This is a genomic window from Rhizobium sp. BK176 (assembly GCF_024808055.1).
Genome location: NZ_JANUBV010000005.1, coordinates 100,570 through 115,071, shown reverse-complemented (window position 1 = coordinate 115,071; position 14,502 = coordinate 100,570). Strand labels below are relative to the sequence as shown.

General features: G+C 60.0%; 12 protein-coding genes. 6 read left to right on the top strand and 6 right to left on the bottom strand.

What is annotated here, in order from left to right; translation table 11 throughout:
• Positions 1-6: 6 nt before the first annotated feature.
• Positions 7-321 carry a hypothetical protein gene (locus FHT76_RS17815; RefSeq protein WP_183861819.1) on the bottom strand — a complete coding sequence of 105 codons (315 nt, stop codon included), beginning with the start codon at positions 319-321 and terminating at the stop codon, positions 7-9.
• Positions 322-614: 293 nt separating this feature from the next.
• Here FHT76_RS17815 and FHT76_RS17810 point away from each other — a divergent pair, with 293 nt between their 5' ends.
• The 6 genes from FHT76_RS17810 to FHT76_RS17785 all read left to right on the top strand — a co-directional run bounded on the left by FHT76_RS17810 (position 615) and on the right by FHT76_RS17785 (position 7,937).
• Positions 615-956 (top strand): DUF3302 domain-containing protein, encoded by a 342-nt coding sequence (locus tag FHT76_RS17810; RefSeq protein WP_183861821.1) that lies wholly within the window; start codon positions 615-617, stop codon positions 954-956.
• Positions 956-2,113 carry an HlyD family secretion protein gene (locus FHT76_RS17805; RefSeq protein ID WP_183755441.1) on the top strand — a complete coding sequence of 386 codons (1,158 nt, stop codon included), beginning with the start codon at positions 956-958 and terminating at the stop codon, positions 2,111-2,113. The genes FHT76_RS17810 and FHT76_RS17805 overlap by 1 nt, the downstream gene beginning before the upstream one ends.
• A gap of 82 nt (positions 2,114-2,195) precedes the next feature.
• Positions 2,196-3,884, top strand: coding sequence for a SulP family inorganic anion transporter (locus tag FHT76_RS17800; protein ID WP_183861823.1), 1,689 nt, complete (start codon positions 2,196-2,198; stop codon positions 3,882-3,884).
• A gap of 34 nt (positions 3,885-3,918) precedes the next feature.
• On the top strand, positions 3,919-4,755 hold the full coding sequence (ppk2, locus tag FHT76_RS17795) for a polyphosphate kinase 2 (protein ID WP_183861825.1): 837 nt from the start codon (positions 3,919-3,921) through the stop codon (positions 4,753-4,755).
• Positions 4,756-4,808: 53 nt separating this feature from the next.
• On the top strand, positions 4,809-5,948 hold the full coding sequence (locus FHT76_RS17790) for an AI-2E family transporter (RefSeq protein ID WP_183755438.1): 1,140 nt from the start codon (positions 4,809-4,811) through the stop codon (positions 5,946-5,948).
• A 210-nt stretch (positions 5,949-6,158) separates the two neighbouring features.
• Positions 6,159-7,937 carry a hypothetical protein gene (locus FHT76_RS17785; RefSeq protein WP_259127478.1) on the top strand — a complete coding sequence of 593 codons (1,779 nt, stop codon included), beginning with the start codon at positions 6,159-6,161 and terminating at the stop codon, positions 7,935-7,937.
• A gap of 55 nt (positions 7,938-7,992) precedes the next feature.
• Here the strand turns inward: FHT76_RS17785 and FHT76_RS17780 are convergent, their stop codons facing one another.
• From FHT76_RS17780 to FHT76_RS17760, 5 genes are all read right to left on the bottom strand, one after another.
• Positions 7,993-8,925 carry a hypothetical protein gene (locus FHT76_RS17780; RefSeq protein ID WP_183861829.1) on the bottom strand — a complete coding sequence of 311 codons (933 nt, stop codon included), beginning with the start codon at positions 8,923-8,925 and terminating at the stop codon, positions 7,993-7,995.
• Between the two features lie 188 nt (positions 8,926-9,113).
• The gene (fabI, locus tag FHT76_RS17775) at positions 9,114-9,896 is read right to left on the bottom strand and encodes an enoyl-ACP reductase FabI (RefSeq protein ID WP_183861831.1); all 783 of its coding nucleotides are present in this window, start codon (positions 9,894-9,896) and stop codon (positions 9,114-9,116) included.
• Positions 9,897-9,929: 33 nt separating this feature from the next.
• A complete protein-coding gene (locus tag FHT76_RS17770; RefSeq protein WP_183861833.1) occupies positions 9,930-11,102 on the bottom strand; it encodes an acetate/propionate family kinase in 1,173 nt (390 codons plus the stop codon).
• 4 nt (positions 11,103-11,106) lie between these two features.
• A complete protein-coding gene (locus tag FHT76_RS17765) occupies positions 11,107-12,075 on the bottom strand; it encodes a phosphate acetyltransferase (protein ID WP_183755433.1) in 969 nt (322 codons plus the stop codon).
• Between the two features lie 56 nt (positions 12,076-12,131).
• Positions 12,132-14,381: a DUF3141 domain-containing protein gene (locus FHT76_RS17760; RefSeq protein WP_183861837.1), complete on the bottom strand. Its 2,250-nt coding sequence runs from the start codon at positions 14,379-14,381 to the stop codon at positions 12,132-12,134.
• Positions 14,382-14,502 lie beyond the last annotated feature (121 nt).

Below are 14,502 nucleotides of genomic sequence, written 5' to 3'. Positions count from 1 at the left end.
TCAGACCTATCGCAGCTTGGGCCTTGCCAGGCCCCATCGACTGAGCGTCACGATTTTCGATTGGGACAGCGCCTCGCCGATCTCGGCGACAAGCGCCTCGACAAGGCTCGCATATTCCTGGCGCCGAGCTTCCCTCACGTCATCCGGAAGACCGTCCACATTCGCCAATGTCTCGGCAGCGGCGGCCAGGTCTTCACACATGCTGCGAAAGGTTTCGCTTGCGCGAAACAACTGCCGCACCCGCTCGACCTGCCCTGAAAAATGCGCCTCGGCGATCGCGAGCGCGGACAGTTCTGCCGAATTGCTTTCTCCCGACGTCATGCCGCCCCCCGCTGTCATAGTCGCGTCAAGCAGATGGCGGCATCATATAACGATAGCCGGGAGCGTAAGCGTAACTTACGCGATCCTACGGCGTGATGGCCTTCGACCTGGAGGGACATTTTCTGCCCCGCAGCCAAGCATGACAGCCGCCCGAGAACCGTCTTCAGCAGCGGTGAACCTACGGATTCGATAGAGGTTACGCGATGCTACGGGCCTTTACCCCAAAGTACGTCTAGTATTCCGTCCTCGGCTGTGACCGGATGGGCGCTGCAAACAGCCGAAAAGGAGGGACCGTGTTTCTCGACTACTTTGCACTGGGAGTGTTGGTCTTCATGGTGGTCACCCTCTTCTATGCGGTGATTGCCATCCACGACATTCCGCATCTAATCGCCAAGGCCAGAAACCATCCGCACCAGGACGCCATCCATGTTGCCGGTTGGGTGAGCCTGTTCACGTTGCACGCAATCTGGCCCTTCCTGTTCATCTGGGCCACGCTCTACCGCGAAGATCGCGGCTGGGGGATCCGGACGGATGGCAAGTTGTCCCCTGAGGCCGAAGCCAATGCCGAAATTGCCCGCCTTCATGCACGGATCGCGGAACTCGAGGCGCAGTCGCCGGAGAAGGAGAACGCCTGATGGATCTGCTCCTCATACTCACTTATGCCGCAATCTGTTGGGTGATCTTCAAGGTCTTCCGCATTCCCGTGAACCAGTGGACGCTTGCAACGGCAGTTCTCGGCGGAATCTTCCTGATTTCCACCCTGTTGCTGCTCATGAGCTACAACCACCCCTATTCCAGCGATGGGCGTATCTATTTTACCTCCGCTCCGGTCATTCCGACGGTCGGCGGTCAGGTCGTGGAAGTACCCGTCACGCCAAACGCTCCGCTGAAGAAGGGCGACGTCCTCTTCAGGATCGATCCTCGCCCCTACCAATATACCGTCGATCAGAAAAAGGCGTCGCTTGCTGAAGCCAAGCAAACTGTCCTGCAACTGAAGGCGGCTCTCGACGCCGCCAACTCGGCCGTAACTGGTGCGGAAGCATCAAGAGACAGGTCGTTGCAGGCGTTTGAGAAATTCCAGGCCTCGAACGAAAACGCGAAGTCGAGCGGTAGGGGCGCCGTGTACTCTGAACTGGAAGTCGAGAACCGGCGCGGCATCTACCTGACGGCCGAGGCCGCCGTCGATACGGCGCGCGCACAGGCGGCACAAGCCCAACTTGCTTATGAATCGGAGATCAACGGCACAAACCCCACTGTGGCGCGACTGCAGGCCGAGTTGCTCAACGCCGAATACGACCTCGACCAGACCACCGTCCGGGCACCAAGCGACGGTTATGTGACGCAGGTCTTTCTCCGGCCCGGCATGATGGCAAATCCCCTGCCCTTGCGGCCGGTGATGGTCTTCATCAACAGCGAGGATCGAATGCTGGCAGCCGCCTTCATCCAGAACTCGCTCCAGCGCGTACGCGTCGGCGACGATGCCGAGGTGGCCTTCAAAGCGGTACCCGGCAAGATCTTCAAGGCGCGCGTCCAGGAGGTCATCGACGTTATGGCGCAGGGCCAGTTGCAGCCGAGCGGCGCCTTGATCGATCCGCAATCACCCGAACGAGTTTCACCGGGACAAACGCTGGCGCGCATCGAACTCCTGGAAAGCACCGACGGGTACCAACTGCCCGGAGGCGTCGTCGCCGAAGTTGCCGTCTACACACATTACTGGCACCACGTTGCCGTCTTGCGCAAGGTCCTGCTGCGCATGAGCAGCTGGATGAACTACGTCTTCCTCGAGCACTAATACGCATCAACTTTTCCGGTCGCCGCTCGAGTGTGGCGGCCGGCCAGACTCTCGGAGACTACAAAAAACAAAGGAGCCCGAGGTGATAGGCAGCCTACCAATGTTGCGCGGCTTAGCCGGCTTCAACAAGGACTGGCTTCGTAGCGATATCCCAGCTGGGCTGTCGATCGCTGCCGTGGGCTTGCCGAGCGCCATCGCCTATCCCGCGATTGCCGGCCTGCCGCCGGAGACAGGCATCTATGCCAGCATCGTTGCTCCGATCGCCTATGCAATCTTCGGTCCCTCAAAGCTTCTGATCGTTGGCCCTGATGCCGCCACGATGACGGTGCTTGCCGCGGCGATGGCAGCGATCATCGCAGCCGAGCCTGCGGCCGCCAGCGTCGACCGCGTCGCTATCGCCTCGGCCCTCGCCCTTGGCGTCGGCGTGTTCTGCATCTTGGCAAAGCTGCTGCGGCTCGGCGTCCTCGCGAGTTTCCTGTCGCGTCCAATCTTGGTCGGCTTCTTTGCAGGGGTGTCGCTGTCTATCCTTGTCGGACAAATCAGCCGCTTCACCGGAGTAAAGATCGAATCCGACGGTCTCCTTGCACCGATCGTCGAGATTCTCAGCAAGGCCGCCTTGGTCCACTGGCCGTCACTTCTATTCGGACTCGCTATGTTCGCGCTGCTCTGGATCGTGAAGGCTTTGGACCTCAAGATCCCGGGTCCTGTTCTCGTGGTTGTTATTTCCGTCTTGCTCTCCGCGCTCTTCGACTTCCGCGGACACGGCATGGCCGTCGTCGGCGATATTCCAAGTGGCTTCCCGAGCTTCTCCCTGCCGGCAGTCCATCAGATGCCGCTTAGTCAGCTCGTTCTTGGTTCGGCTGTGATCTTTCTCGTGAGCTTCGGTGCAGGCATCGTAACCGCGCGAAGCTTCGGATCGCGCACCGGCGAAGAAGTCGATGCGAACCAGGAACTGATAGGCCTCGGCGCAGCCAACATTGCACCCGGTCTGTTCGGTTCATTTCCCATCAGCATGTCGGACTCGAGAACCGCCATAAATCTGTCGACCGGCGGCGTTTCCCAACTGGCGGGACTGGTCTCCGCCGCCACTCTGGTTGCGGCTCTTGTATTCCTCCACAGCGCCCTGCGGATCCTGCCGATCCCCGCACTCGCTGCCATCCTTGCAACCGCAGCCATCAGCCTGATCGACGTTCAGGAACTCAAGAAGATCTGGCACATCAGTCGCATGGAGTTCGTCTTTGCGCTGATCGCCATGTGGGGCGCGATCAGCTTCGGCGTCCTCAACGGCGTGGTCGTCGCCGTGGCCGCTACCTTCGTCTACCTCCTGCGCAAGACGATGTTCCCGCGCGACGGCCTCCTTGGCCACATTGAAGGTCGACACGGTTTTTTTGACCTCACTCGCTTCCCGGATGCTCGCCCTGTCGAAGGCGCTGCCGTCTTCGCGATCCAAGGCAACATCCTGTTCTATAACGCCGACTACGTACGTACGCGCTTGACGACGGTTGCCAAGGAGCTCGCCGCCGGAACCAAGTGCTTCGTTCTCGACGCCAGTGCCATCACGCACGTGGATAGCACCGGCGCCGTCGCACTCGATGCCGTGGCGGATGCCTTGGCGGAACGGAACATCGTCTTTGCCATCGCCGATCTCAGCCAGGAAAGCCGCGGCGTCCTTGAGCGTGCCGGAGTCATCAAGAAGATCGGCACCCACAATCTTTTCAATGGTCGGGAAGAGGCGTTGCGCGCGCTGATAGGCAATTCTGCAGAACAGTGAAAGTGCACAGCGACATAGAACAATGGAGGGAACGATGGACGAAGCATACGATGTGAAACAAGAGGCTTCAACGGAACGCAAAGGCAAACACAAGAAGGCCAAGTCCTGGGACTACGACAAGGAGATCAAGCGGCTGCAGATTGAACTGTCGCATCTGCAGGCGTGGGTAAAGAAGTCGGGCGCCCGCATCGTCATTATCTTCGAGGGCCGTGACGCCGCCGGCAAGGGTGGCATGATCAAGAGGATCACCGAGAAGGTCAGTCCACGCGTATTCCGCGTCGTCGCCTTGCCCGCACCCACCGATCGCGAGAAATCCCAGATCTACATGCAGCGTTATATTGCGCACCTGCCGGCAGCCGGCGAGATCGTGATCTTCGACCGCAGCTGGTACAACCGAGCCGGTGTTGATCGCGTGATGGGCTTCGCCAGCGAGAAGAAAGCGCAGCGCTTCCTCGAACTGGCGCCCCGTTTCGAGGCGGCCATTGTCGAAAGCGGCGTCATTCTGCTGAAGTACTTCTTGACCGTCAGCGAGGAAGAACAGGAACGCCGCTTCAAGCGTCGCATCGATGATCCGGTCAGACAGTGGAAGCTCAGCCCAATGGACGTGGAGTCCTACCAGCGTTGGTGGGACTATACGCGGGCGTACGACGAGATGCTGCGGATGACGGACAGCAACCACGCGCCATGGTGGATCGTGCCTTCCGACGACAAGGAGCGCGCCCGGATCAACTGCATCTCGCACATCCTGCAGTCGATCCCTTACGAGCGGGTAAAGTTCCAAGCACCGGATCTCGGCAAACGGCAGAAGCGGCCGTCGAATTACATGGAGGATCAGAGTCTTAGAAACATCGTACCGGAGACGACGCGATGACGCCTGATCCATTCAGCCACGTCCTGTCGAAACTCTTGGGATAGGCACACACGATGGAGCAACAGACGAGCGGGACCGCGATTGGAGCCAGTCCCGCGCAGATTTCAGTGGAAGCCCGGGTCAGCGACCTGGTTCGGATCGGCATCATTGGGCTCTTCGCCTATTGGAGCCTGCAACTGATTGCGCCATTCGCGCTGATCGTCATCTGGTCGGCGATCCTTGCGGTGGCGCTCTTTCCCTTGTTCAACGGCCTGTCCAAGCTGCTCGGGGATCGGCCCGTGCTTTCGGCCACGGTTATCGTTATCGCTTGCCTTGTGCTGATCATCGCACCGCTGGCGCTGGTCGCCGTCAATTTCGCTGACGCGACGCAGGACCTCGTGGCTCAATTGAAGTCCGACAATTTCACGCTACCCGCAGCGCCGGAAGCAATACGCGGTTGGCCTGTGGTCGGCGAGCGCCTTTATGCCGGCTGGAACCAGGTGGCAGGCAATCTCGCTGAGGCGATCATGAAGTTCCAGGCGCCTCTTCGCGAAGTGATGGGTGTTATCCTCGCCAAGCTTGCGTCGATCGGCGGTGGAGTGTTGAGTTTCGTTGCTTCCATCATTCTCTCCGGCATCTTCCTCACCATGTCTCCCCGCCTCGCCTCAACCATTCAGGTACTAGCCGGCCGCATTGGCGGTGAGAGGGGTGTGGGCTTCGCGCGGCTGGCGGGATCAACCGTTCGCAACGTCTCGCGCGGAGTCATCGGTGTTGCACTGCTTCAGACACTCCTCTGCGGCCTGTGTTTCGCGTTTTTCGATATCCCGGCACGCGGAGCCCTGACCTTTCTCGTGTTCATGCTTTGCCTGATGCAACTTGGCCCGGGTCTTGTCCTTATCCCGGCCATCGTCTGGGCATGGTTCTCCTGGCCGACGTCGATCGCGTTTGCCTTTACCGTCGTGGCGATCCCGATCACGGTGGTCGACAACGTCTTGAAGCCGATCCTGATGTCTCGGGGACTATCGACCCCAATGCCGGTAATCCTCATCGGTGTCATCGGCGGAACCCTTTCCCATGGCCTGCTCGGCCTGTTCTTAGGACCGATCGTCCTCAGCGTCTTCTATGAGTTGCTGCGTGCCTGGGCTTGGCCTTCGGAGGCGCCAGATGCAGCGATGAGTTCTCCAACAGTCCCGGAGCGCGCGAAGGTAGATTGACACCTGCCAGCACAGCGCCGCGCGGCTCGGTGCACCATTCTCTGCAAAACGCCGAGAAGCCTGCAGCGCTACGTGTCGGCTTGTTGTATCCCGTGCTATCGGCAGGCAACCATTTCAGGATGGGTCTGACGCAGCGGTTGCAGCCTTCGGTAGTTATGCGCTAGTATCAGATGTAGCTAAATATTTGCGTGATCTCGTTAGGGCGTCATCATGAGCAGCGCAATAATCAAGCCAATGAGGCCGACGGCCGAGGAAGTCTACCAGCAACTTGAACGAATACTCTCGAGCGAAGAGTTCCACTCGCCGGAGCGAGGTCGGAGGTTTCTGGAATTCATCATAAACGAGACCTTGGAGGGACGATCGGAGTTCCTGAAGGCCTTCACGATTGCCAACGAGGTTTTCGGGCGCCAAGTCAACTTCGACGCCCAAAACGATCCCGTTGTCAGGATCGAAGCTGGTCGCGTTCGACGCGCCCTCGAACGCTACTACCTCGTCGCCGGACAGATGGACAGCGTAACGATCACCATACCGAAGGGCGGATACAGGCCGTATTTCGAGTATGCTGATTGCCCGCCAAGCCCGACGTTGCCGACGGCGCCTGTAGGTTCGGCGCCATCTACGGAACAGGACGAGACTGAGCGGTCGCTTCCCCGGGTCGGACGCCCCATCCGTCAACAATTGATGGGCCTGACGCTGGGCGCTGCTTTGCTGGTCGGAGCCACCTCGCTTCATGTCTTCCTCACGCCGACATTTTCGCTGTTCGGCAATGATCCGTCTGGAACATCGCCAATAATACCATCCGAACCGCGAATCATTGTCGAGACGTTCGACGGCGGCGGCCTTTCAAGCACCGCCGCCAATCTCGCGCATGGCCTGCGAGACGAAATCATCGGCAAGCTCGCGAAGTTCGATGACATCGTCGTGATTGCGGATTCGTCAAAGACCGAAGAGCGAAGCCAGACCGCTTATGGCTTAGAGGGCAATGTCCAGCTCGACGGGGACAGGCTGCGGCTCGCCGCTCGGCTGGTACGTCAGTCAGACGGGGTTGTAATCTGGGCCAACAACTACGATGCGGATGTTCGCGTGCAGGGCAAACTCGAGATTCAGGCTTACGCTGCCGAACAGATCGCCAGCGCCGTCGCTGAGCCGTACGGTGCGGTCTTTAGGGCCGACACCGACACAATCGTTCAGCAACCCCAGGCTGGAAGTGCTGATGCCTATGCCTGCAGACTAGCCTACTACAGCTATCGTCGGTCGATGGATGCTCAGAGTCACCAAGCGGCGCGCGATTGCCTCCAGCGAGCGACGGAAATGTTTCCAAAGAGTGCCGCTTCCTGGGCACTGCTGTCTCTGACCTATCTGGATGAAATGCGGTTTCGCTACAAGCTCGGCACGTCGCCCACACCCCAAACATTGGAACTCGCCACTGCCGCCGCGGAGACAGCAGCATCGCTCGCCCCCAACGACGCGCGCGTCCTTCAGGCTCTCATGCTGGTAAGTTTCTTCAGAAACGACATCGACAAGGCGCTGCAGGCGGGCGCAGCCGCCTACGCCGTGAACCCCAACGACACGGAAGTCGCGGGCGAATACGGTCTGCGACTGGCGATGTCCGGGAAATGGGCATCGGGCTGCGAGCTGATTTCGAACGTTGTCAACCGGGGTGTGGGACCGAAGGGATACTATGAAATCGGCATGGCATTGTGCGCCCTCATGAGAAACGACATCCAGGCGGCAGAACTTTGGTCTCGCATGTCCGACCTGGAATACAATCCCATGCATCATCTCGTGCTGCTTTCGATCCTCGGCGCAGCCGGGAAAACAGCCGACGCCAAGCAGGAAGAGAATTGGCTGAGTGCCCACGCACCAGGATTGATGAAGGACATTCGCCGGGAGGTCTCCTTGCGCCTGCAACGGCCGGAGGATCAGGAGAGATTTTTCAGGGGCCTACGAGCCGTGGGTATCGCAGTTGAACCTGCGGGGCAAGGTTGACGGCGGACACGTTTTGGACGCCCTCCGGCAGGGGCCTGCCGTCCCCGCCTTCTGATTACTGCCGCATGGATATCGCATCGGCAACCTTCCGTGCGATCTCATCCTGGATGTCGAGGATGCCGCCTTCGCGAAGAGTGTTGTCATAAGCGCCTGTCCAGACCACGGCCCCGTCGGCTCGATCAACCAACCGAATTTGGACGTGCAGCCGGCCATTCTCTGTCTCTAGGCTACCTTGCAAAAAGAGTTGCCCTTGATCTGCAGCGAGAGAGGCTTCTGTCCCTAACGCCTTAACCGCGATTGAGTTGACCTTGGTCAGCTGCACGATAATTCCGTCGGTCAACCCCTTGGCAATATCCGCGTCGCCATCGCCCCGACCTATGCCGACCAAAGGCTCGACGACGATCTGCGGTCGCAATACATCTCGATCAGGCGAAGTCGCGACGAATATGGGGCGAAGCGAAGCGAACAATCCTTCGATTGGACGGATCAGCGCGAAGACGCCTACTGCAAAAACGACAACCAGCAACCCAATCGGCAGCACCAGTTCGCGATACGCAAGGCGGCGTTTCTCTTGCGCCGCCGAGGGCTCATCATCGGCTCGCATCGAACGGGTTTCCGGTCCGACGTCCAGCTGGCCCGAAATGAAACTCGGTACGTATCCGCCCTTGGGAATGGTAATCTGGATGGGATCACTTTGCCCGGCCACCAGATAGTAACGCTCCAGCGCGCGGCGAATACGCCCGGTCTCGATACGAACCACCGGGTCGTTTTGCGCATCAAAGGAGGCATCACGGCCGAAGACAGCCTGGGCAATGGCATAGGCTCTCAGATTCTCCAGCCGCCCCGCCAAGGCTTCGTCGACGATGTACGCTAGAAACCTTCGGCTGCGATCCGGAACCTGGAACTCTGCGCTCGACAAGATGCGGTCGAGTTGATCCCGGACCCTTGCGGGTTCGGGTGAGAGATTTTGTCCACCCGGCGAACTCATTGCCTCCTCCCGCAAGCAACTGCAAGTACGCTGCATCTAACCAGTTTGGAACGCATGGTATCCGAGCAAGCGGCAACAATCTGGCAACGTCCACTCAGTAGCTCCGCATAGTTGAAGTCGATTCACGGGAGGCCCGCAAGGACCAAGCAGCAACTCCCAGTACAATTCCTGAGATTCACCTCGGCCGGTCAATCGATAATGTGGTAGCCGCCGTCGATGTAGATGGTATCGCCAGTGATCAGGCGCGCGGCGTCATGGGCCAGGAAGGCCGTTGCCATGCCGACATCGTCGATCGAGACGAGGCTGCGCGTTGGGGCCGTTTCCTGGGCCTTGTTCAACAGCTCGTCAAATTCCGGGATACCGGAGGCTGCCCTCGTCGCCAAGGGACCTGGCGAGATGGCATGAACACGAATGCCCTTCGGTCCAAGTTCGGCGGCGACGTAGCGCACGGCGCTTTCCAGCGCCGCCTTGGCGACACCCATGACGTTGTAGTTCTTCACCACCATCTGGCTGCCGTAGTAGGTCATGGTGAACAGCGTGCCGCCGCGTTTCATCAATGGCTCGGCAAGATGAGCCATGCGGATGAACGACCAGCAGGAGATATCCATCGTCTTCAAGAAGCCATCCTGCGGCACATCAACGACGCGTCCCTGCAGCGTATCCTTCGGCGAGAATGCAATCGAATGCACGACGAAATCGAGTTCACCCCATTGCTCCGAGATACGGTCGAAGACGGCCTCGAGCTGTCCCGGCACACCAACATCCAGCGGCATGACGATGGGCGCGTCCAGTGCCTCGGCCAGCGGCACGACATGAGGCTTGGCCTTGTCGTTCAGATAGGTTACCGCCAGTTCCGCACCCAGGGCGCGAAATGCTCGGGCGCAGCCCCAGGCGATCGACTGATCGTTGGCGATACCGACCACCAACCCGCGTTTTCCTTCGAGAAGCTTGGCCTTTACCTCTGGAATCATATCAACCCCTCTCTTTCTAAACGTGTGCGCCGCCTACGCCGCGATCAGCGCAAGCGTGTGCCGCGCGATCATCAGTTCCTCGTCCGTTGGCACGACATAGATGGCGACCTTGCTGTCGTCGCGCGAGACAAGCAGCTCGCCGGCCTCATTCCGCACCGGGTCGAGCAAAGCGCCAAGCCAACCGAGTTTCGTAGCAATCCTTGCGCGCATCATCGGCGAATTTTCACCGACGCCCGCCGTGAACACAAAGGCGTCCACGCCCCCGAGTGCGGCAGCCAGCGCGCCGGCATTGAGGCCGATGCGGTGGACGAAATGGTCAAGCGCGAGCTTTGCGCCCGCCTCGTCGCTGGCAAGCAGGTCACGCACGTCATTGCTGACACCGGAAAGTCCCTTGAGGCCTGACTCCTTGTAGAGAAGGTCCTGCAGTTGCCGCGCCGTCATGCCATGCTGCTGGAGGAGGTAAAGCAACACACCAGGATCGATCTGTCCGCATCGCGTGCCCATCGGCAGGCCATCGAGCGCGGTAAATCCAAGCGTGCTTTCGACGCTCACGCCTTGATGCAAGGCGCACATCGATGCGCCGGATCCTAGATGCGCAACGATAACGCGTCGCTTGCCGATGGAGGGTGCAATTTCCGCCAGCTTTCCGGCGACATATTCATACGACAGCCCGTGAAAACCGTAGCGCCGAACACCCTCCTCGAAATAATGCGCCGGAATAGCATAGTGATCCGTCATCGGGTCGTGGCCTCGATGAAAGGCCGTGTCGAAGCAAGCGACCTGCCGAAGCTCGGGTTGCCGTTCCAAAAGCACGCGGATAGGCGCGAGGTTGTTGGGCTGATGCAACGGTGCCAGCGGCGCATACTGCTCCAGTTCGCGAAGCAACGTCGCGTCGATGCGCACAGGGCCTGAATGGTTCGGACCGCCATGCACAACGCGGTGGCCGACGGCGATCAGTCGCCCCTCCTGCCGCTGCCGTAGCCATTCCCCTACCAGACGCATCGCCGCCGGCAGATCGGGAACATCCTCGCGCGGATAGTTTTCGTTCGCCAACCGCTCGCCGCCGGCGCTCTTGATGGTCAGGTGAGGTGCGCTTCCGATCCCTTCCATCTGACCCTTGATCAGCCGCACCAGCGAACTCGCAACCGAAAACACTTCGAATTTCAGGCTCGACGAACCGGCATTCACGACGAGGATGGTATCCATGGCATCAACTACCCTGTATCGGTGCCGTGCGGCGACGTGCATCGGCAAGCAGGACTGCGACGGCACAGGAGGCAAGACGCGCCCTGACGGAATCCGCGCGGGATGTCAGGATGATCGGCACACGGGCGCCGAGAACAATGCCCGCAGCGTCCGCCCTTGCGAGGAAGGTCAAGTTCTTCGCCAGCATATTGCCTGCCTCGAGATTGGGCACGACCAGGATCTGCGCGCGGCCGGCGACCGGCGACTGGATGCCCTTTATCCTCGCCGCCTCCGGGTCTATCGCGTTGTCGAAAGCAAGCGGTCCGTCGAGAATGCCATCGGTGATTTGCCCGCGCTCGGCCATCTTGCAAAGAGCGGCCGCGTCGATGGTCGAAGGGATTTTCGACGTCACTGTTTCGACAGCCGAAAGGATTGCCACTCGCGGCACTCCGAGGCCGATCTGAGTGAAGAGATCGATCGCGTTCTGAATGATGTCCCGCTTGGCATCGAGATCCGGCGCGATATTGATTGCCGCGTCGGTAATGAACAAGGTCTCCGAGTAGTGCGGAACATCCATGACAAAGACGTGGCTGATCCGGCGTGCCGTCCGTAGCCCGGTGGTGGATGAGGCCACCGCCCGCATGAGCTCATCCGTGTGCAGGCTTCCCTTCATCAGGAGGTCGGCGCCACCTTCCCGGATAATCTCCACCGACTTCGCCGCCGCTGCGTCGCTATGCGGTGTGTCGACCAGTTCGAATGGCGAGATATCGAGGTTGTGTGACTGGGCGACCGCTTGCACCTTCTCTGCTGGCCCGACAAGGATCGGGCGCATCAACCCGACCTCGGCCGCCTCGACCGCTCCACGCAGCGATGTCTCGTCGCAAGGATGGGCGACAACCGTCTGCATCTGCGGCACCTGCTTTGCCTTTGCGACCAGCCGTTCATATTTCTCGTGACGCCCGGCTTCTTCCCCGATGTTGTCCAGATCCGACATCTGCACATGCTCCATGTTGAAGGACGAGTACAAGCTCGACGGTAGTTGGCTCTCGTTCAGTTCGCGCGCCTCACTGCCTTGAGGGGCGTCGGCTTCCGCGGCTCCGATGCGGGTCCGGCAAGCGGCTCGCCGGAGAGGTCGAAGAGCCCGATAACTCTCTGCCAGCGCCGCTCGGCTTCTTCCGAAAGAGGCCCACGCGCGTTCAAGACCCGCTGCAGAGACGACAAGGCTTCGCGGCGAATGTCTTCCTCTGCAGGAAGCAGGCAAGGTATCGCACTAACGGCAGCTTCCTCATCGATCACCAGCATGAGGAATTGATCGCGGATCAACGCCTTGAACTCGGCCAGCGTCATTGCCGGCATTCCGTCCTCGGCGTTGCGCATCCGACGGATCGCAGCAAACCCACGCTCGTCGGCTGCGCCGCTTGCCATGGCGACGTAGAGCAGACTGCGCGCCAGGCCTTCGCGAAGGCCACCATTGCCGATCTGCGCTTTGAGTTCGTCGACTCTTGTCTGGAGGACCTGACGATGAAAGCCGGTCTTGCTCGCACGTCGATGCGGCTTTGTGTCGGACGGATCGATCCCGACGGCTGCCTGCAAAAGCGGAGAGCCATAGACGGAGAGGAACGTCGCTTCGCTTAGCGCCTCCATTCCTTCACGCCATGCCTCCAGCCCCGCAACAATCTGCTGGGAGAATGCCTGCTCCAACGCCAGGAAGGGATTCCCCGCGGCAACCGGACGCCGTTCGTCCTCTACGTCGACGGCAAGGTCCGCAATCGGCGCCATCAATGGATTGACGTCAGAAAACAGTTCGTATTGCAGCCGGAGCGGGTGCGCGCCGCGCAATTGGTTCGCCGTCCATTCGGTCACCATCGCGCGGACCACAGGCTGGAGGAAAGTACGATAGAGCGAGAGGTTGATATCCGACACCTTTGCAACAGTCGCGAAACGGCGATCGTCCTCGGCGTCATTGCAACCAAGCGCACGGATGTCGTCGAGCGTTCTTGTCTCGCAGCGCATGATCCAATCGCCTTCAACGAGATCCCCGCCGATGGTCTCATCGGTCCTTGGCTCGAAGATCGCCTGATAAAGACCGGGCGGCAGCGCATCGATCAGGTCGATATTGCTGGAGAACTCCCCGTGTTCCTTGCGTGCGACGCTCGCCGACACGAAGATGCCGAGATGGCCGACTGTTTCATGGACGGTGTAAACGATCGTCTGCCCGTGCGCCCGGATCTCGTTCACATCGTCATAAAGGTCCAAGATCCAGCCCAGCGCTTGTGCGGGCGGCGTGATGTTGTCCCCCTTCGAGCAGAAGACGACGATCGGGGCGCGAATGTTGCGAAGATCTAGGGCCTCCCCCTTCGATGTCTCGATGCGACCGGCGGCGAGATTGTTGCCGACGAAGAGTTCGTCGACGATGAACTGGATCTCCTCCGCGTTCAGGCTAACATGTCCGCCCCACCACTCCTCGAAGCCGAGATAGCGCGGCGCCTCGGTGTCGATTTTCGAGTAGAGGTTATATTGCTTGGTCCAGAGCGTGTTGGCCGGGTTCTGGTTTTCGAAATTCTGTACCAGCCAGGCGCCGTCAAAGGTTCCGTGGCCGAGGTCGCTCGTGAGCGCGGTGAGCCAGGTACCACCCAACAGCCCGCCGGTGTAGCGCATCGGGTATTTGCCGCGCTCACCCGCCCAATAAGACAGCGGCGCCCCGGCAATGATGATCGAGCCGAACAACTCAGGCCGCATGGCGGCCAGCATCATGACCGCCCACCCTGCCTGACAATTTCCGATCACACAGGGTTTGGCGTCGGCCTGCGGATGCAAAGAGATGACTTTCTCCAGAAACACGGCTTCGGCAAGCGCAATGTCTTCTATCGTCTGCCCCGTGACAGGCTCCGGAAGGAAGCCGATGAAATAGCAGGGATGCCCGGCTCGCAGCGCGACACCGATTTCGCTGTCCGCCTTGAACCCGCCAATGCCCGGCCCGTGTCCGGCCCTCGGATCCACGACCACGAACGGCCGGCGCTTCTCGTCGACCTCGATCCCGCTGGGCGAGATGATCCGAACCAGTGCGTAGTTGACGGGTTTCTCGAGGGAGCGCCCATCGAGGACAATCTCGGGCGTGAAGCTCAGTACGTGCGGAGCCGTCGCTTCGGCATGGGTCCGATACTGATTGCCGCGCTTTCGCATCACATCCCAGAACAGCACGCTACGCTGGGCAGCATCCAAGGCGTAATCGAAGAAGAAGCCGGCAGGACCGAATTGAGCGGCGAAATCGGCTTTCGGAAGATAGGAAGGATACCGCATGCCAAATCTCCTCATTCACGCTCTCAGCGAGAGACCAAAGATCTATGCTTGAATGATATTCTCGATCTGCGTCCGCTCTGTGAAGGAACTGCCCGGCGGCCAGCCACCTGTTTGTTAGCAG

What these genes read in the sequence shown, in the direction of transcription:
- FHT76_RS17815 (WP_183861819.1), bottom strand. Translation starts at nt 321, where the DNA reads ATGACGTCGGGAGAAAGCAATTCGGCAGAACTGTCCGCGCTCGCGATC.
- FHT76_RS17805 (WP_183755441.1), top strand. Translation starts at nt 956, where the DNA reads ATGGATCTGCTCCTCATACTCACTTATGCCGCAATCTGTTGGGTGATC.
- ppk2 (WP_183861825.1), top strand. Translation starts at nt 3,919, where the DNA reads ATGGACGAAGCATACGATGTGAAACAAGAGGCTTCAACGGAACGCAAA.
- FHT76_RS17790 (WP_183755438.1), top strand. Translation starts at nt 4,809, where the DNA reads ATGGAGCAACAGACGAGCGGGACCGCGATTGGAGCCAGTCCCGCGCAG.
- FHT76_RS17785 (WP_259127478.1), top strand. Translation starts at nt 6,159, where the DNA reads ATGAGCAGCGCAATAATCAAGCCAATGAGGCCGACGGCCGAGGAAGTC.
- FHT76_RS17780 (WP_183861829.1), bottom strand. Translation starts at nt 8,925, where the DNA reads ATGAGTTCGCCGGGTGGACAAAATCTCTCACCCGAACCCGCAAGGGTC.
- fabI (WP_183861831.1), bottom strand. Translation starts at nt 9,896, where the DNA reads ATGATTCCAGAGGTAAAGGCCAAGCTTCTCGAAGGAAAACGCGGGTTG.
- FHT76_RS17770 (WP_183861833.1), bottom strand. Translation starts at nt 11,102, where the DNA reads ATGGATACCATCCTCGTCGTGAATGCCGGTTCGTCGAGCCTGAAATTC.
- FHT76_RS17765 (WP_183755433.1), bottom strand. Translation starts at nt 12,075, where the DNA reads ATGTCGGATCTGGACAACATCGGGGAAGAAGCCGGGCGTCACGAGAAA.
- FHT76_RS17760 (WP_183861837.1), bottom strand. Translation starts at nt 14,381, where the DNA reads ATGCGGTATCCTTCCTATCTTCCGAAAGCCGATTTCGCCGCTCAATTC.